The sequence below is a fragment of the Plantibacter sp. lyk4-40-MEA-4 genome (assembly GCF_030209415.1).
GTDB classification, from domain to species: domain Bacteria; phylum Actinomycetota; class Actinomycetes; order Actinomycetales; family Microbacteriaceae; genus Plantibacter; species Plantibacter flavus_A.
The window spans coordinates 417,498-440,091 of the sequence record NZ_JARVSA010000002.1 but is presented as its reverse complement, the minus strand read 5'-3'; the positions used below and the strand labels follow the sequence as shown (position 1 = coordinate 440,091).

Genomic DNA, 22,594 nt, shown 5'->3' with positions numbered 1-22,594 from the left:
TCCGCCGCTGCCGAGATTGGGGATCCCATGGGCCTGTTCGACAAGCATGAGGACGCACCGGAGCCGCTCGCCCGCGGCCTCTGGCACGACCGAATCGGCACGCTCGCGACCCGGAGTGTCCAGACGCTCGCCATCGTCGCGGTCGCCGCGCTGATCGTCTTCGCGCTGACCCAGCTCTCGCTCGTGATGATCCCCGTCGTCATCGCACTCATCCTCGCCTCGGCGATCTACCCGCTCATGCGGTGGATGCGGTCGAAGGGGCTCCCGTCGATCCTCGCCACCTGGATCGCCCTCGTCTCGATCCTCGTCGTCCTCGGCGGCATCGGGTGGCTCATCGTCTGGGCCGTGCGCAGCCAGTGGGACGACCTCGTCGACTCCGCCTCGAAGGGCTTCGGTCAGCTGCAGGACTGGCTCGGCACCCTGCCGTTCGACATCGACGAGAAGCAGATCGAGGACGCCAAGCAGACCGCGGTCGACTTCCTCACCTCGAGTCAGTTCGGCAGCGGGGCGCTCGCCGGCGTCTCCGCGACGGCGAGCTTCCTCACCGGTCTGGTGCTCATGGTCGTCGTCCTGTTCTTCTTCCTCAAGGACGGGCCGCGGCTGTGGGAGTTCCTGCTCCGCCCCTTCACCGGAACCGCATACGACCGTGCCAAGCGCATCGGCGGTAAGACGGTGGACACCCTCGGCGGGTACGTGCGAGGCACGGCGACCATCGCGGCCGTCGACGCGATCGGTATCGGTATCGGCCTCGCGATCATCGGGGTCCCCCTCGCCCTCCCGCTCAGCGTCATCGTGTTCCTGACCGCCTTCATCCCGATCGTCGGTGCGACCGCCGCGGGCATCCTCGCGGCCCTCGTCGCGCTCGTCGCCAACGGTCCGGTCGCCGCCCTCATCGTCGTCGGCATCGTCGTGCTCGTGAACCAGCTCGAGGGCAACTTCCTCCAGCCCGTCGTCATGGCCCGCTCGCTCAAACTGCACGCCCTCGTCGTCCTCCTCGCCCTGACGGCCGGCACCATCCTCGGCGGCATCGTCGGCGCGGTCCTCGCCGTCCCGATCGCCGCGGTCGCGTGGGGCATCATCGGCGTCTGGAACGGTCCGGACCAGCCGGCCGAGCCCATGCGGCAGAAGCGACCCGAGTCCGTTTGAGGGAGGCCGTCCGGGTCGTGGGTCCGCCCGCCGGATAGCATGTGATCGTGGACCCCCACGATCTCCTCGGCCTCGTCCTCGAGGTCTTCACCTGGATCGGCTTCGGCAGCGCCGTCGTCGTGCTGATCGTCATGCTCATCGCGCGGGCCGCGGACGGCAGCTGGGTGGAGACGCACGGGGTCATCGTGGACTTGCCGGACGACGCGGACGGCGGGCAGGGGCGCGAGGTCCGCTGGATGACCGAGTCGGCCGAGCTGTACTCACGACCCGTCACGGACGCGGAGATCGACGCCCTCCGCGACCCCGAGGAGCCGAACGTCTTCTACGCCCGCCGTGAACCGTCGCGCGCACGCTTCCGCCGGACGGCCGATCACACGAGAGCGCTCCGGCTGCTCTTCGGCGTGACCTTCGGCATCGGCGTCGTCTGCTCCGTCGCCTCGATCGTGCTGCTGTTCGTCGCCGACACCGGGGCCTGACCACCCCTCCCCGGTCCCCGGGCACCCTCTCCCCGGGGCCTGACCACCCCTCCCCGGTCCCTGGGCACCCTCTCCCCGGTCCCTGGGCACCCTCTCCCCGGTCCCTGAGCACCCTCTCCCCGGTCCCTGAGCCTGTCGAAGGGCGGCGCTCGGGTAGGCTGTGAGCACGAGCGTCGACACCTGGTCCGCTCGTTCTCCCGGAGGCAGCGCATGACGGAACGGTGGGCCCGTGTCGCCCGCGGCACCGCCGCAGCCGCGTTCGCCACCTTCGCCGCCGCCCTCTCGCACACGATCGGTGGGGCCGCCGCGCCGTCCGCGTTCGTGCTCCTGGTCGGTGGAACCTTCGCCGTCCTGGTCTGTGTCCTCCTCGCCGGCCGTCGCATCACCGCACTCGGGGTCGTCGCCTCCGTGCTCGTGAGCCAGCTCGGCTACCACGCGCTCTTCACCCTCGTCCCGAGCACCGTCAGTGCCACGGTCGCCTCCGGCGGCGCGACCGGCCCCGCCGACTGGCACCGGCACGGGGTCGTCGAACTCGCGACCGGCGGCGTCACCACGGCACACTCCCACGGCGACACCACGATGTGGGCGGCGCACCTCGTCGCGGCCGTCGCGACCATCGCCGCCATCCTGTTCGCCGAACGCGCGACGCTCGCCGCGCTCGCCGCGCTGACCGTCCGGATCCTCGCCCGCCGTGCAGCACCGACCCACCTCGTCCCCGCGCCCCGTCGGGTGCGCTGGGTCCGGGTCAACCGTCGCCCCCGCAACCTCGGGGTGGTCCTGCTCCACCTGCGACACCGCGGTCCGCCGGCGCTCGCCGCCGCCTGACCGACGCATCACCCTCCGACCGGGACGGGTGCCGTGCGTGGCCGGGTCGGCCCAGCGCAGCAGCACCCTTCGGCGCGCCATCCGGCGCGACCATCCCCATTCCGCACGCTCGACGCCGTGCGGATCAGTCGACAGGACGATCATGAACGCAACCACCCCCCGCCCCACCTTCCGCAAGCCCGCCGTACTCGGTGCCGTCGCCATCGGCGCCGGAGCGCTCCTCGCGGTCGGCGCACCGCTGGCCGCCAGCGCCCACGTCAGCGTCACGCCGACCTCCACGGCCGCCGGCTCCTACACGGTGCTGAGCTTCGCCGTCGGTCACGGCTGCGACGGCTCGCCCACGACGAGTCTCTCCTTCGAGATCCCCGAGGAGATCAACGCCGTGACGCCGACGGTCAACCCGAACTGGACCATCGACAAGCAGATGGCCCCGCTCGCGAAGCCCATCACCGACAGCCACGGTGAGCAGCTCGCCGAGCGTGTCGGCACGGTCGTCTACACGGCCAAGACGCCGCTCGCCGACGGCTACCGCGACACCGTCTCCTTCCAGGTCCAGCTGCCGGCCGACGCCGAGGGCAAGACGCTCGTCTTCCCGGTGACGCAGACCTGCGAGGTCGGCCAGACCGACTGGACCGAGGTCGCGAAGGACGGTCAGACCGAGGACGACCTCGAGTCGCCGGCGCCGGTCGTCGTCGTGACCGCTGCCGAGGCCGGCGACCACCACGGTGGCGCCGCCACTGACGACGACGGTGACGGCGACCACACCGAGGCCGCCGCCGCGACCGACGCCGGCAGCACCGACGTGCTGGGCCGCGTGCTCGGCATCGCCGGTCTCGTCGTCGGTGCCGCCGGCATCGTCATCGCTGCCTCCGCACGCCGCGCAGCGTCCGACGCGAAGCGCCAGGCCTGATGACGGTCTCCCGCCGTCGCCGTCTCGTCGGCACCGCTGCGACCGCGTTCCTCGCGGTCGCAGCGGTGCTCGCCGTGGCCCAGCCGGCCTCAGCGCACAACAGCATCATCTCGACGACGCCGGCCGAGGGGTCGACGATCACGGAGCAGCCGGAGCAGCTCGTCATCACGACGAACGACAACCTGCTCGACCTCGGGGAAGCCGGCCAGTCCAACCAGATCCAGGTGACCGGTCCCGGTGACGAGCGGCTGTATTACGGCACCGCCTGCGCAGCCGTGAACGGCCCGGCGCTCGTCATGCCGCTGCAGCTCGGGCAAGCCGGCGAGTACACCGTCGTCTGGCAGCTGGTCTCGACCGACGGCCACCCGCTGTCGGGCAGCTACACCTTCGAGTGGGCGCCGGCCGAGGGCCAGGAACTCGCGACGGGGAGCGCGAAGCCCGCGTGCGCGACGGGCGGTGCCTCCACGGTCGAGCCCTCGTCGGAGGCGGGCGGTGTCGAGCCGCAGTCGTCATCCGACGGCGGCTTGAGCGGCGATGTGTGGTGGATCGTCGGCGCGATCGGCGTCGTCCTGATCGCCGGCATCGGCGTGCTCCTCGTGACCCGGCGGAAGCCGGAGCCCGTCTCGGACGACCAGGGCACGGACACCTCCGCGCCCTGAGTCGCACCCCGCCCGGACTCTGAGCCCTACCCAGTCCGGTCCCTGGGCGCCACCCTCCCGGTCACTGGGTGCTTCCCGTCCGGCCCCTGGACGCCACCACGTTCCGGTCCCTGAGCTCGTCGAAGGGTGGTCCGGTCGGTGGTGCTCTCGGCTGGTGAGGTGTCTCGTGGGCACTTCGACAGGCTCAGTGACCGGGGGTGGTGACACGTTCCGGTCCCTGAGCTTGTCGAAGGGTCCCGACACAACGGAACAGCCCCGCCATCCTCGAGAGGATGACGGGGCTGTCGGTGTTACCGGTGTAGCGTGCGGGTGAACCCGCGGTCGGCTACTTTGCCGGCGGCATCAGCACCGAGTCGATGAGGTACACGGTCGCGTTGGCGGTCTTGACGCCACCGCAGATGACCTTGGCACCGTTGACGGTGATGTTGTCACCCGAGCCCTCGACCTTGACGGTTCCACCCTCGACGGTGGTCTGCTCACCGTCGATGTCGGACGGAGCGATCTGGCCGGGGATCACGTGGTACGTGAGGATCGAGGTCAGCGTCGCGGCACCCTCAGGCGTCTTGAGGCTGTCGATCGTGGCGGCGTCGATCTTCTTGAACGCGTCGTCGACCGGGGCGAAGACGGTGAACTCGGAGCCGTTCAGCGTGTCGACGAGGTTGACGTCGGGGTTCAGCTGGCCGGAGACCGCAGCGGTCAGCGTGGTGAGGAGCGGGTTGTTCGACGCGGCGACGGCGACGGGGTCGGCCGACATGCCGGCGACGGAGCCTGCACCGTCCGGGACAGCCTCGGCGTAGGCGGCGCAGCCCGAGCCGACGAGGTCCGCTGCGGGGTCGGAGGTCATGCTCGACTCGGAGGGAGCGGAGCTCGGCTCCATCGACGAACCGCTGTCGGAGCTGGAGCCGCTGGAACAGGCGGCGAGGCCGAAGGTCGCGACGGCGGCGAGTGCGAGCACTGCCATGTGGTTTCGCTTGATGGTACGCATGTGATTCTCCTTTGATGAGGTTTGGACCGGTTGTCGAGTGCCTCTCAGAACCGGCCCTCGATGACACTTCGGAGCCCCCTCGGGGGTGGTTTGGAAAAAGATCCGATCGCGACTCGAACGGGGTCGCGCATTAAGAGGAGCGAAATTCTTCGGATCCGTTCCTGTGGAGGGGCACCGGGGTGTCAGCCGCTGCGGCTACGATCGACGGATGAGCTGGAGCACCGAACCCGACTGGATCCCGGACGACGCGGACGCTCCCGACGACTTCGACGCCCCGCCGCCCGACGACGCGTATCTCGGCGGTGGCGTCGCCTGGGGGAGCGGTGCTGTCACCTCGGCTCCCGCCGCTCCGCCTGTGGTGGCGGTGCGTGCGGCAGGCCAGAAGTTCGCCACGGCGCAGGAGGCACTCCACACGGTCTTCGGGTACGACGCGTTCCGCGGTGAGCAGCAGCAGATCATCGAGCAGGTCGCCAGCGGCGGCGACGCGGTCGTCCTCATGCCGACGGGTGGGGGCAAGAGCCTCTGCTACCAGATCCCCGCCCTGCTCCGGCCGGGCACCGGCATCGTCGTCTCCCCACTGATCGCCCTCATGCAGGACCAGGTCGACGCCCTCCTCGCCGTCGGTGTCCGCGCCGCGTTCCTCAACTCGACCCAGGATCCGGCTGAGCGCTCCCGGGTCGAACAGGCCTACCTCGCGGGCGAGCTCGACCTCCTCTACGTCGCGCCCGAGCGTTTGAGCTCCGAGGCGACCCGGCGCTTCCTCGGCCAGGGCACCATCGCCCTGCTCGCGATCGACGAGGCGCACTGTGTGTCGCAGTGGGGGCACGACTTCCGTCCCGACTACCTCATGCTCGGCGAGCTCGCCGAACGCTGGCCCGACGTCCCGCGCATCGCACTCACGGCGACCGCGACCGAGGCGACGCACCAGGAGATCACGCAGCGCCTCCACCTCGGTGAGGCGAAGCACTTCGTGTCGAGCTTCGACCGCCCGAACATCCAGTACCGGATCGTCGGCAAGAACGAGGTCCGCAAGCAGCTCGTCGCGTTCGTGAAGGAGCAGCCGGCCGGCACCGCGGGGATCGTCTACTGCCTGAGTCGGAAGACGGTGGAGCAGACGGCACAGCTGCTGCGCGACAACGGGGTGGACGCCGTGGCGTACCACGCCGGACTCGACGCCTCCGTGCGTGCCGCGGCGCAGTCGCGCTTCCTCCGCGAGGACGGCGTCGTGGTGGTCGCGACCATCGCCTTCGGCATGGGGATCGACAAGCCGGACGTCCGCTTCGTCGCCCACGTCGACCTCCCGAAGAGCGTCGAAGGCTACTACCAGGAGACGGGCCGCGCGGGGCGAGACGGCGAGCCGTCCATCGCCTGGCTCGCGTACGGTCTGCAGGACGTCGTCCAGCAGCGGCGCATGATCGCCGAGTCGCCGGGCGATCTCGCGCACCAGCGCAATCTCAGCGCCCACCTCGACGCGATGCTGGCCCTCTGCGAGACCGTCGACTGCCGCCGGGTCAACCTGCTGCGCTACTTCGGTCAGCCCTCCACGCGGTGCGGCAACTGCGACACCTGTCTCGAACCCCCGGTCACCTGGGACGGCACCGTGCCGGCGCAGAAGCTCCTCTCGACGATCGTGCGCCTGAAGCGCGAGCGCAACCAGACCTTCGGTGCGGGGCAGATCATCGACATCCTCCGCGGCAAGCGCACCGACCGCGTCGCCCAGCAGCGGCACGACGAACTCGCGACCTTCGGCATCGGCGAGGACCTCAGCGACCAGGAATGGCGCGGCGTCGTCCGTCAGCTGCTCGCACGCGACCTCCTGGCCACGGTCGGTGAGTACGGCACGCTCGGCCTCACCGAGGGGAGCGCCGAGGTGCTCGCGGGGAACCGGCCGGTCGCCATGCGTCGCGAGCCGGAACGTGCCGCACGCTCCTCGTCGAGGTCGTCCTCCCGCTCGTCGAGCGCGAACGCCGAGCTCGAGCCCGCCGCGGCCGAGCTGTTCCAGGCCCTGCGTGCCTGGCGGGCCGGGGTGGCGAAGGAGCAGGGCGTCCCCGCCTACATCGTCTTCGGCGACGCGACTCTGCGGGAGGTCGCGACCGCGAAGCCCGACTCGCTCGGCGCGCTCGACGGCATCAGCGGCATCGGCGCGAAGAAGCTCGACGCCTACGGGCAAGCGCTCATCGAGGTCGTCGCCGCCAACGCCTGACGCCGCTCCTGAGAGCCAGCTGCGACAGCTGTGGGGGAGGACCAAGTCGATAGACGACGATCGGGCGGGCCCTTGTCCACATCCCACAGGCGCTTTCACCCATCGTTATGACAGTCCTACCATTGTGGGAGGTTTTCATGGGTGAAAGGCAGGACACAGCGATGGTCGACACAGCGATCCGGACGAGCGTCAGCGGCAGCACGGCAGCGACGGTCGAGGTGGCGCCGTCCGACGCGCGGATCGATGTCCCGGCGCTGGCGCACCAGCTGCTCGGCACCTGGCCTGAGGCCCGTCTCGCGTCCCGGGCGCTCGCCGCCAAGCCGGAGATGCAGCGCATCGAGGGCCAGTCGATGGACGACCACCGCGACCGCGTCTTCCACCAGCTCAAGCTCCTCGTCGAGAACGGTCAGGTGCACAAGGCGTTCCCGAAGCGCCTCGGCGGCGCCGACGACCACGGCGGCAACATCGCCGGCTTCGAGGAGCTCGTCCTCGCCGACCCGTCCCTCCAGATCAAGTCCGGTGTGCAGTGGGGTCTCTTCGGTGCGGCGATCCTGCACCTGGGCACCGAGCCGCACCACGACGCGTTCCTACCCGGCGCGATGAACCTCGACGTCCCCGGTGCCTTCGCGATGACGGAGTCCGGTCACGGCTCCGACGTCGCCTCGATCGCGACCACCGCGACGTACGACCCGGAGACCCAGGAGTTCGTCATCGACACCCCGTTCCGCGCGGCGTGGAAGGACTACCTCGGCAACGCGGCGGTCCACGGGAAGGCGGCGACGCTGTTCGCGCAGCTCATCACGAAGGGCGTGAACCACGGTGTGCACTGCTTCTACGTGCCGATCCGCGACGACGAGGGTGCGTTCCTCCCCGGGATCGGCGGCGAGGACGACGGCCTGAAGGGCGGGCTCAACGGCATCGACAACGGCCGGCTCCACTTCACCGGCGTGCGCGTGCCACGCACCAACCTCCTCAACCGCTACGGCGACGTCGCCGAGGACGGCACCTACTCCTCGCCGATCAAGAGCCCCGGGCGTCGTTTCTTCACCATGCTCGGAACGCTCGTCCAGGGCCGGGTGTCCCTCGACGGGGCCGCGACGTCGGCCTCCGCGCTCGCCCTCCAGATCGCGATCACCTACGGCAGTGAGCGTCGGCAGTTCAACGCGGGCAGCGACACCCAGGAGGAGGTCATCCTCGACTACCAGCGCCACCAGCGCCGGCTCCTGCCGCGCCTTGCGACGACGTACGCGCAGATCTTCGCCCACGACCGGCTGCTCGTGAAGTTCGACGAGGTGTTCAGCGGCAAGGCCGACTCGGATGACGACCGTCAGGACCTCGAGACGCTCGCGGCGGCCCTCAAGCCGCTGTCGACCTGGCACGCGCTCGACACGCTCCAGGAGGCGCGCGAGGCGTGCGGTGGCAACGGCTTCCTCGCGGAGAACCGCCTCACCGGCCTGCGCGCCGACCTCGACGTCTACGCGACGTTCGAGGGTGACAACAACGTGCTGCTGCAGCTCGTGGCCAAGCGTCTCCTCACCGACTACAGCCGGAAGTTCGCGAAGGTCGACGCCGGTGCGCTCGCCCGCTACGTCGTCGAGCAGGCGACCGACCGCGCCGTCCACAGCAGCGGACTCCGGAGCCTTGCGCAGACCGTGAAGGACTTCGGGTCCACCGCACGCTCGGTGAGCCAGCTGCGCGACACGAACGTCCAACGCGAGCTGCTGACCGAGCGCGTCGAGTCGATGATCGCCGAGGTCGCGACCAAGCTGCGCGGCGCGAACAAGCTCTCGAAGCAGGCCGCGTCCGACCTGTTCAACGCACACCAGAACGAGCTCATCGAGGCGGCGCGCGCCCATGGCGAGCTCCTGCAGTGGGAGGCGTTCACCGAGGGTGTCGAGCAGATCCAGGATCCCGGGACGAAGCAGGTACTGACCTGGGTGCACGACCTCTTCGGGCTCTCGCTCATCGAGAAGCACCTCGCCTGGTACCTCATCCACGGGCGCCTCTCGCCGCAGCGCGGCCAGGCCGTCAGCGCCTACGTCGACCGCCTCATCTCCCGGCTGCGTCCGCACGCCCTCGATCTCGTCGAGGCGTTCGGTTTCGCGCCCGAGCACGTGCGGGCACCCATCGCGACGGGCCAGGAGGCGCAGCGTCAGCAGGAGGCCGCCGACTACTTCGCCGCCCTCCGCGCCTCGGGCGACGCACCCGTCGACGAGAAGACGCTCACGAAGAAGTCCCGCTGACCCCAGCCGGTCGACGGGAGGCCAATCGTCGCCCGCGCAAGGGGCGGGCGACGATATGCCTCACCTCACGCTGCGCGATAGGGTGCCGACATGACGTTCAACGACAACGCCGACATCAGCGGGAACAAGGTCAAGCGACGGGGCCGCACGACCGGCATCGCCGTCGGTGGTGGCGCGGTCGGTGTCATCGTGATCGCCCTCATCTCGCAGTTCCTCGGGGTCGACGTGTCGGGCATCCTCGGTGGCGCGGGTGTCGGCGGGGGCCAGCAGGAGGAGACCCAGCTCTCCGACGAGTGCCAGACGGGCGCCGACGCGAACGCGAGCGTCGACTGCCGCATGGGTGGTGCTTACTCGTCGCTCGACGCCTACTGGGCCGAGGAGCTGCCCGCGCTCGGTGCCGACTACACCTCGCCGGCCGATTTCATCATCTTCGATCAGCAGACGAACACGGGTTGCGGGGCCGCCACGAGCGCCACCGGCCCGTTCTACTGCCCTCCGGATCAGACCATCTACATCGACACCAGCTTCTACGCCGAACTGCGCGACCGCTTCGGGGCGTCGGGCGGACCGCTCGCCGAGATGTACGTCGTCGCCCACGAGTGGGGGCACCACATCCAGGCGCTCACCGGCATCATGGACCGCGCCGATCGCAGCGGTACCGGGCCCGCCTCCGACTCCGTACGGATCGAGGTCCAGGCCGACTGCTTCGCCGGTGCCTGGGTCGCCGCGGCGTCGGACACGGAGGACGCGAAGGGGGTCGCCTTCCTGAAGCCCGTGACCCAGCAGGAGATCGACGACGCGCTGAGCGCCGCGGCGGCCGTCGGTGACGACCGCATCCAGGAGGCCGCGACCGGCCAGGTGAACCCCGAAGCGTGGACCCACGGCTCGGCCGAGCAGCGCCAGCGCTGGTTCATGACCGGGTACCAGTCCGGTCCGTCCGCCTGCGACACCTTCTCGGTGTCGGCCGACCAGCTCTAGCCCGCGAGTGGTCCCGAATGGTGGGTTCCGCCGGTGCCGGGCCGACCATTCGGGACCCCTCGCGAGCTGTGGGGCGATGGGTGCGGCATGCTAGGTGAGACACATGTCGTGAACGCAGGAGGAAGTGGACCGCATGGCTGAGCTGTATCCCGAGATCGAGCCGTACGAGACCGGCATGCTCGACGTCGGCGACGGGCAGTCGCTGTACTGGGAGACCTCCGGCAACCCCGACGGCAAGCCCGTCGTGTTCCTCCACGGTGGCCCTGGCGGTGCGACGAGTCCCGTCCACCGTCGGCTCTTCGACCCGAAGCGCTACCGCATCGTCCTCGTCGACCAGCGCGGCTGCGGCAGGAGCACGCCGCACGCGAGCGACCCGGCGGCCGACCTGTCGACGAACACCACCTGGCACCTCGTCGCCGACCTGGAGACGCTCCGGAAGGCGCTGAAGATCAAGCGCTGGATGGTGTTCGGCGGGTCCTGGGGGTCGACGCTCGCGCTCGCCTACGCCCAGAAGCACACGAAGCGCGTCACCGAGCTCGTGCTCCGCGGCATCTTCACCCTGCGTGACGCCGAGCTCGACTGGTTCTACGAGGGTGGTGCCTCCGCGGTCTTCCCCGACCTGTGGGAGGGCTACCTCGAGCCGATCCCGGTCGGTGAGCGCCGCCACCTCATCGAGGCCTACCACCGGCGGCTGTTCGACGAGGACCCGGCCGTCCACGGGCCGGCGGCCGTCGCCTGGTCGCGGTGGGAGTCGTCGACGATCACGCTGCTCCCGCAGGCGGAGACCGTCGCGCGCTTCACCGACCCGCACTTCGCGGTGGCGTTCGCGCGCATCGAGAACCACTTCTTCACGAACAAGGGCTGGTTCGAACCCGAGCAGCTCATCCGTGACGCCGGCAAGCTCGCCGGAGTCCCCGGTGTGATCGTCCAGGGCCGCTACGACATGTGCACGCCGGTCTTCACCGCGTGGGACCTGCACCGGGCGTGGCCGGAGGCGGACTTCACGATCGTCCCCGACGCGGGGCACGCCTTCGACGAGCCGGGCATCCTGTCGGCGCTCATCGACGCGACGGACCGGTTCGCGAAGGACTGAGGGGCTGTTCCGGTCGCTGATGACGCCCTTCGACAGGCTCAGGGACCGGGGGCGGCTCAGGGACCGGCGGCGGCTCAGGGGCGCCGGAGCCGCTGGCGGCTATTCCGTGAAGCGGGCCCGGCGGACGGCCTTGCCCTCGCGCAGCGCTTCGCCGAGCGATCGGCCGACGAGGCCCTCGCGGGCGAACCCGCTCAGCAGCTCGGCTGCGAGCGCACCGCGGTCGACCTCGGGTTCCGGGCCGTCGTCGACGCCGTCGGCCGGGCCGGCGAAGCCGTCGTGGGCGAGCAGGATCGAGCCCTGGTGGCAGTGCCGGACGGCGTGGGCGACGCGCTCGTGCTCGCCGACGTCCTTGACGTCCCACGCGGTCGCGGTCCACAGCACGGTCTGCAGGCCGGCTCGTTTGACGGCCTGCCACGTCTCGATGCTCTGCGCGCCGTAGGGCGGCCGGAACCACTCGATCGGCTGGCCGCTCAGCTGCTCGAGCTCCTGTTTGGCGGCGAGGGTGCGCCGGTAGGCGACCTCTTCGGAGAAGTCGGTGAGGCGAACGTGGTCGTCGCCGTGCAGCGCGAGTTCATGCCCACCGGCGACGATGCGTTCGAGGAGCTCCGGGTACTTCCGCGCGCGGCCGACGAGGACGAAGAACGTCGCGGTCGCTCCGGCCTCGGCGAGGGCGTCGAGGACCCCCGGCGTACCGTCGGGGCTCGGGCCGTCGCCGTAGGTGATGACGACCGTCCGCTCCTCGGTCGCGACGCCGACGATCGAACCGTGGACGGGCAGCGAGCCGGTGAGCCGGGCGAGCAACGCCTGCCGAGCCTTCGTCATGTGTCCACCGCCCTGTGAGTCGATCCGTCCAACAGTACCTCGCTGTCGTGGCGAACGGGAGCGTGGCCGCGGCGGCGGAACGGGCGCAGGGAGCGCGGGTGTCAGGCCTGGACGAGCGTCGTGTCGAGCTCGCGCTGCTCCTCGAGCTGGGCGAGGGCACGACGGAGTGCCGTGCTCGAGGTGCTCATCGTGTACGGGAAGTAGACGACCTCGACGCCGACCTTGGCGAACTCCGCTTCGAGCCGGAGACCCTCGGCGGTCCCGCGCCAGTCGTCGCCCTTGAAGAAGATGTCGAACCGGAGCGCGTCCCACGCCTGGAGCTTGTCGTCCCAGGTCTCCTCGACGGCCTCGTCGACGAAGCCGATGTGGCGGACGATCTCGAGACGCTCCGTCAGCGGGACCACGGGCTCGATGCGCTTGCGGGTGCGGAGCAGCTCATCCGAGACGACGCCGGCAATGAGGTAGTCGCACGCGCTCTTGGCGTGGCGCAGGATGTTCAGGTGACCGACGTGGAAGAGGTCGAAGGCCCCTGCGGCGTAGCCCACGCGTCCGACGGTGCTTCGATCGGTCATGTTCGCCCCCTGGCGTGCTCGTGTGGTGTGCGCACGGAGCCGGCTGGATCGACTCCGGTGCTCGGCACGTCCATCGGGCCACTTGCGAGCCTATGAGGGGCATCACGGCTTGCCGAGTCCACTTTCGAGTGGCACCCGGACAGGGCTCAGGACGAGAAGACGGCGCTCTTGACCGGTCGACCGTGCACGAGCGCATCGGCGAGCGACCGGCCGACCCAGCCTCGCGCCCGGAACTCGGCGAGCAGGGTCGCGGTGAGCGCCCCGCGGTCGACCTCGGGCTCGGCTCCGTCGTCGACACCGTCGGCCGGTCCGGCGAAGGCGTCGTGCGCCAGCAGGATCGTCCCCGGGCGGCAGTCGGCCAGGGCGTGGGCGACGCGCTCCTCGGCGGCGACGGCGCGCGCATCCCAGGTGGTCGCCGACCAGAGGACGGATTCGAGGTCGGCCCGGCGGATGGCACGCCAGGTCGCGAGATGCTGAGCCCCGTACGGTGGCCGGAACCATCGGACGGGCGTGCCGGCGAGGTCCTCGAGCTCGTGCTTCGCGTCGACGGTGCGCCGGGTGACCTGCTCAGCTGTGAACGCCGTGAGACGCCGGTGGTCGACACCGTGCAGGGCGATCTCATGCCCCTCCGCGGTGATCCGCGGGATGAGCTCCGGGTGACGGCGAGCGCTGCTCAGCAGGACGAAGAACGTGGCGGTCGCCCCGGCGTCGGCGAGGGATCGGAGGACGCCGTCCGTACCGACCGGGTGCGGCCCGTCGTCGTAGGTCAACACGACGGTGGGGGTCGAGGTCTCGACCTCGATGATCGAGCCCAGGGCCGGTAGCGACCGCTTCACACGATCCTTGAGCCGTGATCCGAGACCGCTCATGATCGCTCGTCCCGCGCGTACTCGCGGAAGACCACGCCGAAGGCGCCGACGAACATGCCGCCACCCTTCCGGATGGCTCGCGCGCCGCGCGCCCGGTGATGGAGCGAGCCGGTGAGCGTCCCGAACACGGAACGTGCGACACCGACCGCGGCCCGAGCGGCACCACCCACCGCCGCGACCACACGGATCCGCGCTCGGTCACGGCGCCCCGACGCGAAGTACCGCTCCACCGTGATCCTGGTGTTGCCATGGCTCCACGCGCGCTGCAACGCCCAGCGCTTCGTCGCTCGGTCCCGTTCGACGAAGTCGTGGGTGACGGACTCGTTGCACCAGACGATCCGCCCGCCCCGCCCGACGAGGTGCTTGCTGAAGAGCGTGTCCTCGCCACCGCCGAGCTCGAGTTTCGACTCGAACCGCACGCCGAGTGCGCGGACCTGGTCGAGGTCCAGGAGCAGGTTCCCGGCGGCGGCCTCGCCGATGACGGTGCCCGTCGGGCGCTGCACGCGGTCGAAGAACCCGCCCGCGACGACCCACGGGTCGGTGCCCTCCGGCAGGTGCGACTGCACGCGACCCATGACCGCCGCAGCGCCCGTCGCCCGCCACGTCTCGACGATGGGCAGCAGCCAGTGCTCGCCCGGTTCCTCGTCGTCGTCGATGAAGACGAGGAGCTCGGCCGGGTCCGCCTCGGAGAGCGCCCGGTTCCTCGCCGCCGCGATGCCCGGTGTCGATTCCACCACGTAGCGGACGCCCGCCGTCGACCCGGCGACCTCCCTGGCGCTCGCCGCGGGGTCGTTGTCGATCACGAGCACCTCGGTGCTCACGACCGCCGCGTCGGCATCGCGGAGCCACCGGGTCTGCTCCAGCACCTTCGGCAGGCTCGCGGCAAGGGCTGTCGGGCGTCGGAAGGTGAGGATGCCGACGACGAGGCGGACCTCGGCAGTACGGGCGTCGGGCCTGCCTGCGGACGACCCGGTCATCGCGCGGCCCCGGCCGTGGGCGCCGGAGCTCCGCGTCGGGCGGCGATGGCCCGTCGGTAGGCCTCGACGTGTCGTGCGGCTCCGAGATCCCAATCACGGTCGACGAACGTCACCGGGCCGCGCGCTGTGGCGCGGACGTGTTCCATCGCGGAGAGCAGTGCCTCGGCATCGAGCTCGCCGGAGAACCGATGGACCCAACCGGGCCCGACCTCGGCTTCGAGGAGTCGGTTCACGGCGTTGTCCGGCACGAGCACCGGGCGGTCCAGCGACAGGGCGGCCAGCGTGCTGCCGGAGTTGTGCATGAACCGGTACGGGAGGACCACGAGCTCCGACGAGGTCGCGATGTCCACGAGTTCGTCGTCACCGAGGAAGTGGAGGTCGAGCAGGACGTCGTCCTCTCGGCCGGCCAGCGAGGTGAGGGTGTCGGCGAGTTCCGCCGTCGACGGCTTGCCGCCGACGCGGAGCGAGAGTCCGCGGGTCGTCGACACCGCGGAACGGAACGCCTCGATGAGGGTTTCGACACCCTTGTAGCGGCGGATCAGCCCGAAGTACCCGAACCGGCCGTCCTGCTGTGCAGCGCGCGGGTGACGGGCGAACCACTCACGGTAGTGGCCGTGCGGGATCAGGATGGACGGTTGGTCCTCGGGCAGGGTCGTCGTCTCGTTGAGCGTGATCCGGAAGTCCGTGCGTCGGTCGATGAGGCGGAGCAGCGTGATCTCGACCCGCGAGATGTCCTGCGGGAGTTCGACGTTGTGCACCGTCCTGACGATCGGGGTCCGGGTGACCGCGAGCCGGACGATGAGCAGCACGGTGAGGCACTGGCGGAGGAACTGCTTCAGCGGGGTGTGCCCCGACACGAGGATCTCGGGCCAGTGGATGTGGAACGCGTCGTACCGCCCGAGGAGCGCGCCCTTCCAGGTGAAGTTCTGCACCGAGACCCCGGGGACCGCGCGGAGATGGTCGGCGAGCATCACCAGATACGGGTTCGTCGTGGGGCGTGGCACGGGGAACTGCTGCAGGACGGTCAGGTGTCCGCTCATGAACCCTCCAGGGGTCGGTGCTCGGGTGCATCGGTCGCGCTCGGCGTTCGTCGGTGCCTTTCGGTAGCCGAGGGTTCGCTGCGAGATCGGGGAGGCGTCGGGTGGTGTGAGCCATTGTGACATGAGCGGCGGCCGGGGTCGCGAGCCGGACGAGGCCGCGCACGGAGCCGAGGCAGTACACTCGGGGCATCGAGCGCCGGGTGGCCGTCGTCGAGGAGAGGTACGGGCGTGAGCGAGCCGGCAGCAGAGCAGCAGACCCCCACGTCGAGCACGCCCGACCCGCGGCGCCGACGCCGGATGGTCGTCATCTCGGTGCTCGCGGCGGTCGTCGTCGCGGTGGTGGCCGTGGTCGTGGTGTTCGCGGTGAACGCCAACCGCGTCGGCACCGGCGACGTCGTGAACCCGCCCGCCATCACGGGCACGCCCACGCCGAGCCCCATCATCACCGACCCGGCCGAAGCCCTCCCCGAACGTGACCCGGTCGCCGGTGACGCACCCGTGGAGATCGTGCCCGGCGTGACCGTCTCCTTGGGCGACTTCGAGGCGGTCGACGGCGAAGCGAAGGCCCCGGGCGAGACAGCCGGACCCGCGGTCCGGTTCACGGCGACGATCGAGAACGCCACCGACGCCAGCATCGATCTCAGCTCGGTGGTCGTCACGGCGTTCTCCGGAGCCGACCGGGTGCCGGCGGAGCCTCTCACCGAACCCGGCGCCGCGCCCTTCGACCCGGAGGTGGCGGCGGGGGACACCGCGACGGCCACGTTCGTCTTCACGGTGCCCGTCGAGCAGCGGGACGACGTCACGATCCTGGTCGACTACCAGGCCGGCGTCCCCGCGGCCGTGTTCCAGGTCACCGCTCCCCGCTGACCCGATCCGGATCCGCGCTGACCCCCGCAGGATCCCCGTGAAATCGGACCTGTTTTGGGGGTGACGCCCCTGATGCCCCCCGCGTTATGGTTCACGAGCGAGGCACCCCTGCACCTGGCCGGCGATCGTGGATCCGAAACACGATCGCACCCCTCGGCCCGTCCGCGGAGTTCTGTCGCGCCCCGAGCCCGCCTCCAGCGAAACCCGAGAACCCGTGTCCAGATTTCTGCGATCCCAGGATCGACCGAGCGCGCACGCGCCGAGCCGTAACGACGCCCGCGGCGTCCCGTCCAAGTTGAAGAAGCCCGTGGCGCTCGGCGTGATCGGCGCGGTGTTCGCCGCGCTGCTCACGTTCACCGCGACGGCGGCTCCGGCGGTGGCCGACACGGTCCCCCAGGGCGCCGGCGAGGCATCGACGGTCTCGGCGGACGCGCTGCCCACGGTGCAGATCAACAAGACCGTGTGGTCGCAGGTCGTCGTCGGGAACACCGTCTACGCGGGCGGCACCTTCACGAAGGCTCGTCCGGCCGGCAACGCAGCCGGCGTCGGCGAGGTCGACCGCACCTACCTGCTCGCGTACGACCTCACCACCGGCGTGCTCATCAACTCGTTCGCTCCGGTCCTCAACGCCGAGGTCAAGGCGGTCACAGCCTCGCCTGACGGCAAGACCCTTTACGTCGCCGGTAGCTTCACGAAGGTCAACGGGCAGGATCGGACGCGGATCGCCGCGTTCGACACGGCGACCGGCGCCCTCAAGTCCTTCGCCCCGGCACTCAACTACATCGCCTACAGCGTCGCAGCGACGAACAGCACGGTGTACGTCGGTGGCGGATTCACCAACGCCGGCGGCCAGACCAGGAAGGGAGCGGCGGCGTTCACGAACGCCGGTGCCCTCCTGCCCTGGGCGCCCGTCACCGAGGGCGGCGTCGTCCGCGCCCTCGCGATCGCGCCCGATCAGTCCAAGGTGATCCTCGGCGGAGCGTTCACGACGCTCAACGGCAGCAGCAACCCCGGCTACGGCCTCGGCGCCGTGGACGCGACCGCCGGTGCGCTCCTCCCGTGGAACGTCAACGGCCTCATCCGCAACGGCGGCGCCAACGCCGCGATCTACTCGCTCACGAGCGACGCGAACAACGTCTACGGCACCGGCTACGTCTTCGGCTCCGGGGGCAACCTCGAGGGGGCCTTCAACGCCGGCTGGGCGAACGGCGACATGAACTGGGTCGAGGACTGCCACGGCGACTCCTACTCGGTCGCCTCGCACGGCGACGCCGTCTACATCGCCGGCCACCCGCACTACTGCGGGAACATCGGCGGCTTCCCGCAGACCCAGCCGTGGACCTTCCAGAACGCACTGGCGTTCTCGAAGACCACCACCGGCACGGCCACGGCAGACCCGTACGGCTACTACAACTACGCCGGTCAACCGACGCCGAGCATCCTGAGCTGGTTCCCGGACTTCACCCCCGGTACCGCGACCAACCAGAACCAGGGTCCGTGGAGCGTCGCGGCGAGCACGAACTACGTCGTCTACGGCGGGGAGTTCCTCGCCGTCAACAACAAGTCGCAGCAGGGACTGGTCCGGTTCGCGACGAAGGCGGTCGCACCGAACCTCGAGGGTCCGAAGCTCAAGGGGAGTGCGTTCCCGGTCACCGCTGTCTCGCTCGCCAGCGGCACCGTGCGCGTCTCCTGGAAGACGAACAACGACCGCGACAACGAACTCCTCAAGTACGAGCTGATCCGCAACAACCAGACGGCGACGCCGATCATGACGAAGTCCGTGCGCTCGACCTTCTGGAAGGTCAGCAACCTCATGTACACCGACAGCGGCCTGACGCCGGGGACGACCGTCAACTATCGCGTCAAGGTGACCGATCCGCTCGGCAACTCGACGATGAGTGACAACGTCCCGGTGACCGTGTCCGCCGACGGCTCCACCTCGGCCTACGCGCAGGCCGTCCTCGCGTCCGGTCCCACGTCGTTCTGGCCGCTCGGCGAGGCCAGCGGCACCACCGGCTACGACTGGGCCACCGGCGACGACCTGACGCTCACGAGCAACACGACGCGCGGGACGGCGGGTGCGATCATCGGCTCGAACACGACCGCGACCACGTTCGCCGGCACGAGCGACAGCGCCGCCGCGACCACGACCGCGCAGCACGCACCGAACACCTTCACCGCTGAGACCTGGATCAAGACGACCACCGACCGTGGCGGCAAGATCCTCGGCTTCGGCGGGAACTCCACCGGGACCTCCGGGAACTACGACCGCATGATCTTCATGAACAACGACGGGCGCCTGATGTTCGGTGTCTACCCGGGCACCGTCCGGACCGTCCAGTCCTCGAAGGCGTACAACGACGGCGAGTGGCACCACGTGGTCGCGACGCTCGGCGCCAACGGCATGCAGCTCTTCGTGGACGGCAAGAAGCTCGACAGCCGCACCGACACGACGAGTGGCCAGGACTTCACCGGCTACTGGCGGGTCGGCGGCGACAACCTCGGCGGTTGGCCGGGCTCGCGCTCGAGCGACTACTTCGCCGGCGCGATCGACGACACCGCGATCTACCCGACGGTCCTCGACCGCGACACGATCGTGAACCACTACGTGGCCTCCGGCCGGACCTCGCCGGTCCCGGCCGCTCCCACCGACGCCTACGGTGCAGCGGTGTTCAACCTCGACCCGACGTCCTACTGGCGCTTCGATGAGACGAGCGGCGCCACGGCGAAGGACTCCGGCCGGAACGACAGCCCCGCCACCTACTACGGTGCCGTCGGGAAGGACCAGAACGGTGCGCTCGCCGGCGTCGCCGGGAACCGCTCGGCACAGTTCGGTCCCGATGGGGCAGGTGTCGCCAGCGACACCGCTTACTCCAACCCGACGAGCTACGCGCTCGAGGCCTGGTTCAACACCACGACCACCAACGGTGGCAAGATCGTCGGCTTCGGTTCCAACCAGCAGGGCGGTTCCGGCGGCTACGACCGGCACATCTACATGGAGAACGGCGGCCAGCTCACCTTCGGCACCTGGACCGGTCAGACCAACACGATCACGACCCAGTCCGCCTACAACGACGGGGCCTGGCACCACGTCGTGGCACAGCAGTCGTCGGCGGGCATGAAGCTCTACGTCGACGGTGTCCTCCAGGGGACCAACCCGCAGACGAGTGCCCAGGACTACACCGGGTACTGGCGCGTGGGCTCCGACACGACGTGGGGTGGAACGGCCGGCACCTTCACCGGACGCATCGACGAGGTGGCCGTCTACGCGCAGCCGCTCACCGCGGCGCAGGTCACCCAGCACCACGACCTCGGGCTCGGCATCCTGCCGAACGTCGCTCCGACCGCCGGCTTCGCCGTCACGAACACCGACCTCACCGCGCACCTCGATGCGTCGAGCTCGGTCGACTCCGACGGGACCATCGCGTCCTACGCCTGGGACTTCGGCGACGGCACCACCGGCACCGGCGTGACGACCGATCACACCTACGCCGCGGCCGGCACCTACACGGTGACGCTCACGGTGACCGACAACCGCGGCGGAACCGGTACCCTGCAGCACCCGGCGACCGTCGTCGCACCGAACGTCGCCCCCACGGCGTCGTTCACCGCGACCGTCGCGAACCTGGGGGTCCAGTTCGACGCCTCGGCATCGAGCGACTCCGACGGAACGATCGCCTCGTACGCCTGGAACTTCGGCGACGGCACGACCGGGACCGGCGTCAACCCGAGTCACACGTACGCCTCGGCGGGCTCCTTCACCGTCCACCTGACGGTGACCGACGACAAGGGGCTCCTCGGAGAGACGAGCCAGGCGGTCGTGACGACCGTCCCGGTGAACCAGCCCCCGGTCGCCGCCTTCACCCCGACCGCATCGGGCCTCACGGTCACGGTCGACGGCTCGGCGTCGAGCGACCCGGACGGGACGATCGCCTCCTACGCGTGGAACTTCGGTGACGGCGCGACCAGTACGGGTGCGACGGCGGCACACGCCTACGCCGCCGGTGGGACGTACACGCTCGCGCTGACGGTCACCGACAACGGCGGGGCCAGTACGACGACCTCGCAGGCCGTCACGGTGGTGGCTCCGCCCGCGGCGACCGTCTTGGCGAAGGACACCTTCGCCCGCTCGGTCACCGGCGGATGGGGTTCCGCCGACGTGGGAGGCGCCTGGACCCTCGACGCGGCGTCCAACTACTCCGTGGCGGGTGGCAGCGGTCTCATCTCGACCGCAGTCGGCCTCACGCGGACAGCCAAGCTGACCACGGCCGGCGCCACGGACACCGAGACGCAGGTCCGCCTGTCCTTCGACAAGAGCTCGACCGGCGGCGGGAACTACGCCTCGGTCATGGGTCGCGTCGTCGGCGCCGACAGCTACGCCGCGCGGATCTGGATCCGGAACAACCAAGGCGTGCAGCTCCAACTGATGAACGGGAACACGATCCTCAAGGCGGTGAACATCGACGGTCTGACCTACTTGCCCGGTACCCAGCTGCAGGTCCGGTTCCAGGCCGTCGGGACCTCGCCGACCGAGCTCAAGGCCAAGGTCTGGGCGATCGGATCGACCGAGCCCACCGCCTGGCAGCTGACGGCCACGGACAGCACCGCTGCCCTGCAGGCGGCCGGCTCGGTGAGCCTCCGCTCGTACATCTCGGGCACCGCCACCGGCGGCACCGTGGTGACGCGCTTCGGCAACCTGATCGCGCAGCCCTCCGGCTCGGTCACGGCGCCGCCGGCGAACGTGCCGCCCACCGCGGCGTTCACGCAGGCGGCGACGTTCCTGACCGCCTCCTTCGACGCTTCGACGTCGACCGACTCGGACGGCTCCATCGCGTCCTACGTCTGGGACTTCGGGGACGGCACCTCGGGGACGGGCGTCACCGCGAGTCACACCTACGCGGCTGCAGGGGCGTACCCGGTGAAGCTCACCGTGACCGACAACGCGGGAGCCTCCGCCACCAAGACCAGCACGGTCACGGTGCAAGCGCCGCCGCCGAACGTCGCACCGACCGCCGCCTTCACGACGAGCGTGACCGGCCTCGCCCTGACGACCGACGGATCGGGATCAACCGACACCGACGGCACCGTCACCGGGTACACCTGGGACTTCGGAGACGGAGCCACCGCCACCGGAGCGACCGCGAGCCACACCTACGCGGCCGACGGCACCTTCACGGTGACGCTGACCGTGACCGACAACGCCGGCGCCACCGCGGCGACCCAGAAGCAGGTCACCGTGGCAGGAACGGTCGTCGTGCCCCCGGTCACTCCGGCCACCGCGCAGGACGCCTTCGAGCGTCCGGCCGGTGCCGGGTGGGGGACGGCCGAGGCGGGTGGCGCCTGGACGCCGGCGAACAACCCGTCCGCGTTCAGCCTCGCCGACGGCAAGGCCGTGATCACGACCCCGGCCGGCCAGACCCGGGCCACCACGCTCAACGGCGTGAGCCAGACGAGCTCCGACAGCAGCGTGAAGGTCTCGTTCGATCAGGGACCGACCGGCGGCGGCAACTACGTCTCGGTGATCGGCCGTCAGGTCGGCTCGGCGAACTACGCGGCGCGGGTGTGGATCCGCTCGAACAGCGGGGTGCAACTGCAGCTCCTGCAGGGCGGCACCACCCTGTCCGCCGTGAACATCGCCGACCTGGTGTACGTCCCCGGCCAGCAGCTGCAGGTCCGTCTGCAGGTGTTCGGCACCTCGCCCACCACGGTGCGTGCGAAGGTCTGGGCGGCCGGGACGACCGAACCGACGAACTGGCAGCTGACGAGCGTCGACTCGACGGCGGCGCTGCAGGCTCCCGGCACCGTCGGACTGAGCCAGTACATCTCGGGAACCGCGACCAACGGGCCGATCATCGCCCGGTTCGACGAGTACCTCGTCAAGCCGACGGTCTAGTCCACCGCGGGTGAACGGCCGGTCGTCCTTCGGGAC

At 70.3% G+C, this 22,594-nt stretch carries 17 protein-coding genes; 11 read left to right on the top strand and 6 right to left on the bottom strand.

Going from position 1 to position 22,594, the window contains the following annotated elements:
* Positions 1-27: 27 nt before the first annotated feature.
* From QRN44_RS04125 to QRN44_RS04105, 5 genes are all read left to right on the top strand, one after another.
* Positions 28-1,146, top strand: coding sequence for an AI-2E family transporter (locus QRN44_RS04125; protein WP_071259781.1), 1,119 nt, complete (start codon positions 28-30; stop codon positions 1,144-1,146).
* A gap of 47 nt (positions 1,147-1,193) precedes the next feature.
* Positions 1,194-1,622 (top strand): DUF3592 domain-containing protein, encoded by a 429-nt coding sequence (locus tag QRN44_RS04120; RefSeq protein WP_285038339.1) that lies wholly within the window; start codon positions 1,194-1,196, stop codon positions 1,620-1,622.
* A gap of 210 nt (positions 1,623-1,832) precedes the next feature.
* Positions 1,833-2,447 (top strand): hypothetical protein, encoded by a 615-nt coding sequence (locus tag QRN44_RS04115; RefSeq protein ID WP_121291641.1) that lies wholly within the window; start codon positions 1,833-1,835, stop codon positions 2,445-2,447.
* A 142-nt stretch (positions 2,448-2,589) separates the two neighbouring features.
* Positions 2,590-3,357 carry a YcnI family copper-binding membrane protein gene (locus QRN44_RS04110; protein ID WP_285038338.1) on the top strand — a complete coding sequence of 256 codons (768 nt, stop codon included), beginning with the start codon at positions 2,590-2,592 and terminating at the stop codon, positions 3,355-3,357.
* Positions 3,357-4,016, top strand: coding sequence for a copper resistance CopC family protein (locus tag QRN44_RS04105; RefSeq protein ID WP_285038337.1), 660 nt, complete (start codon positions 3,357-3,359; stop codon positions 4,014-4,016). The genes QRN44_RS04110 and QRN44_RS04105 overlap by 1 nt, the downstream gene beginning before the upstream one ends.
* 325 nt (positions 4,017-4,341) lie before the next feature.
* Here QRN44_RS04105 and QRN44_RS04100 read toward each other — a convergent pair whose 3' ends face one another.
* Positions 4,342-5,001 (bottom strand): fasciclin domain-containing protein, encoded by a 660-nt coding sequence (locus QRN44_RS04100; RefSeq protein WP_064294247.1) that lies wholly within the window; start codon positions 4,999-5,001, stop codon positions 4,342-4,344.
* A gap of 208 nt (positions 5,002-5,209) precedes the next feature.
* Here QRN44_RS04100 and recQ point away from each other — a divergent pair, with 208 nt between their 5' ends.
* The 4 genes from recQ to pip all read left to right on the top strand — a co-directional run bounded on the left by recQ (position 5,210) and on the right by pip (position 11,518).
* On the top strand, positions 5,210-7,204 hold the full coding sequence (gene recQ, locus QRN44_RS04095; RefSeq protein ID WP_285038336.1) for a DNA helicase RecQ: 1,995 nt from the start codon (positions 5,210-5,212) through the stop codon (positions 7,202-7,204).
* A gap of 161 nt (positions 7,205-7,365) precedes the next feature.
* Positions 7,366-9,447 (top strand): acyl-CoA dehydrogenase family protein, encoded by a 2,082-nt coding sequence (locus QRN44_RS04090; RefSeq protein WP_285038335.1) that lies wholly within the window; start codon positions 7,366-7,368, stop codon positions 9,445-9,447.
* Between the two features lie 90 nt (positions 9,448-9,537).
* On the top strand, positions 9,538-10,425 hold the full coding sequence (ypfJ, locus tag QRN44_RS04085) for a KPN_02809 family neutral zinc metallopeptidase (RefSeq protein ID WP_121291646.1): 888 nt from the start codon (positions 9,538-9,540) through the stop codon (positions 10,423-10,425).
* A gap of 133 nt (positions 10,426-10,558) precedes the next feature.
* Positions 10,559-11,518 (top strand): prolyl aminopeptidase, encoded by a 960-nt coding sequence (gene pip / locus QRN44_RS04080; RefSeq protein ID WP_285038334.1) that lies wholly within the window; start codon positions 10,559-10,561, stop codon positions 11,516-11,518.
* Between the two features lie 99 nt (positions 11,519-11,617).
* Here the strand turns inward: pip and QRN44_RS04075 are convergent, their stop codons facing one another.
* The 5 genes from QRN44_RS04075 to QRN44_RS04055 all read right to left on the bottom strand — a co-directional run bounded on the left by QRN44_RS04075 (position 11,618) and on the right by QRN44_RS04055 (position 15,798).
* Positions 11,618-12,340 carry a polysaccharide deacetylase family protein gene (locus tag QRN44_RS04075; RefSeq protein ID WP_175116358.1) on the bottom strand — a complete coding sequence of 241 codons (723 nt, stop codon included), beginning with the start codon at positions 12,338-12,340 and terminating at the stop codon, positions 11,618-11,620.
* A gap of 101 nt (positions 12,341-12,441) precedes the next feature.
* Positions 12,442-12,912, bottom strand: a complete 471-nt coding sequence (locus tag QRN44_RS04070) for an FAD synthase family protein (RefSeq protein WP_064294253.1) — start codon at positions 12,910-12,912, stop codon at positions 12,442-12,444.
* Positions 12,913-13,058: 146 nt separating this feature from the next.
* Positions 13,059-13,781, bottom strand: coding sequence for a polysaccharide deacetylase family protein (locus QRN44_RS04065; RefSeq protein WP_285038333.1), 723 nt, complete (start codon positions 13,779-13,781; stop codon positions 13,059-13,061).
* Positions 13,778-14,758 (bottom strand): glycosyltransferase family 2 protein, encoded by a 981-nt coding sequence (locus QRN44_RS04060; RefSeq protein WP_285038332.1) that lies wholly within the window; start codon positions 14,756-14,758, stop codon positions 13,778-13,780. The genes QRN44_RS04065 and QRN44_RS04060 overlap by 4 nt, the downstream gene beginning before the upstream one ends.
* Entirely contained in the window at positions 14,755-15,798 is a 1,044-nt protein-coding gene (locus QRN44_RS04055; protein ID WP_071259750.1) for a glycosyltransferase, read from the bottom strand. Before QRN44_RS04055 ends, QRN44_RS04060 begins: the two co-directional genes overlap by 4 nt.
* 228 nt (positions 15,799-16,026) lie before the next feature.
* Between QRN44_RS04055 and QRN44_RS04050 the strand changes: the two genes are divergently transcribed.
* Entirely contained in the window at positions 16,027-16,665 is a 639-nt protein-coding gene (locus QRN44_RS04050) for a hypothetical protein (RefSeq protein ID WP_153303382.1), read from the top strand.
* Positions 16,666-16,879: 214 nt separating this feature from the next.
* Positions 16,880-22,558 carry a PKD domain-containing protein gene (locus QRN44_RS04045; protein WP_285038331.1) on the top strand — a complete coding sequence of 1,893 codons (5,679 nt, stop codon included), beginning with the start codon at positions 16,880-16,882 and terminating at the stop codon, positions 22,556-22,558.
* The last annotated feature ends 36 nt before the right edge of the window (positions 22,559-22,594 follow it).

Bases quoted from the DNA above. Each gene is read 5' to 3' on its own strand.
- QRN44_RS04125 (WP_071259781.1), top strand. From the start codon at position 28: ATGGGCCTGTTCGACAAGCATGAGGACGCACCGGAGCCGCTCGCCCGC.
- QRN44_RS04115 (WP_121291641.1), top strand. From the start codon at position 1,833: ATGACGGAACGGTGGGCCCGTGTCGCCCGCGGCACCGCCGCAGCCGCG.
- QRN44_RS04110 (WP_285038338.1), top strand. From the start codon at position 2,590: ATGAACGCAACCACCCCCCGCCCCACCTTCCGCAAGCCCGCCGTACTC.
- QRN44_RS04105 (WP_285038337.1), top strand. From the start codon at position 3,357: ATGACGGTCTCCCGCCGTCGCCGTCTCGTCGGCACCGCTGCGACCGCG.
- QRN44_RS04100 (WP_064294247.1), bottom strand. From the start codon at position 5,001: ATGCGTACCATCAAGCGAAACCACATGGCAGTGCTCGCACTCGCCGCC.
- recQ (WP_285038336.1), top strand. From the start codon at position 5,210: ATGAGCTGGAGCACCGAACCCGACTGGATCCCGGACGACGCGGACGCT.
- QRN44_RS04090 (WP_285038335.1), top strand. From the start codon at position 7,366: ATGGTCGACACAGCGATCCGGACGAGCGTCAGCGGCAGCACGGCAGCG.
- ypfJ (WP_121291646.1), top strand. From the start codon at position 9,538: ATGACGTTCAACGACAACGCCGACATCAGCGGGAACAAGGTCAAGCGA.
- pip (WP_285038334.1), top strand. From the start codon at position 10,559: ATGGCTGAGCTGTATCCCGAGATCGAGCCGTACGAGACCGGCATGCTC.
- QRN44_RS04075 (WP_175116358.1), bottom strand. From the start codon at position 12,340: ATGACGAAGGCTCGGCAGGCGTTGCTCGCCCGGCTCACCGGCTCGCTG.
- QRN44_RS04070 (WP_064294253.1), bottom strand. From the start codon at position 12,912: ATGACCGATCGAAGCACCGTCGGACGCGTGGGCTACGCCGCAGGGGCC.
- QRN44_RS04065 (WP_285038333.1), bottom strand. From the start codon at position 13,781: ATGAGCGGTCTCGGATCACGGCTCAAGGATCGTGTGAAGCGGTCGCTA.
- QRN44_RS04060 (WP_285038332.1), bottom strand. From the start codon at position 14,758: ATGACCGGGTCGTCCGCAGGCAGGCCCGACGCCCGTACTGCCGAGGTC.
- QRN44_RS04055 (WP_071259750.1), bottom strand. From the start codon at position 15,798: ATGAGCGGACACCTGACCGTCCTGCAGCAGTTCCCCGTGCCACGCCCC.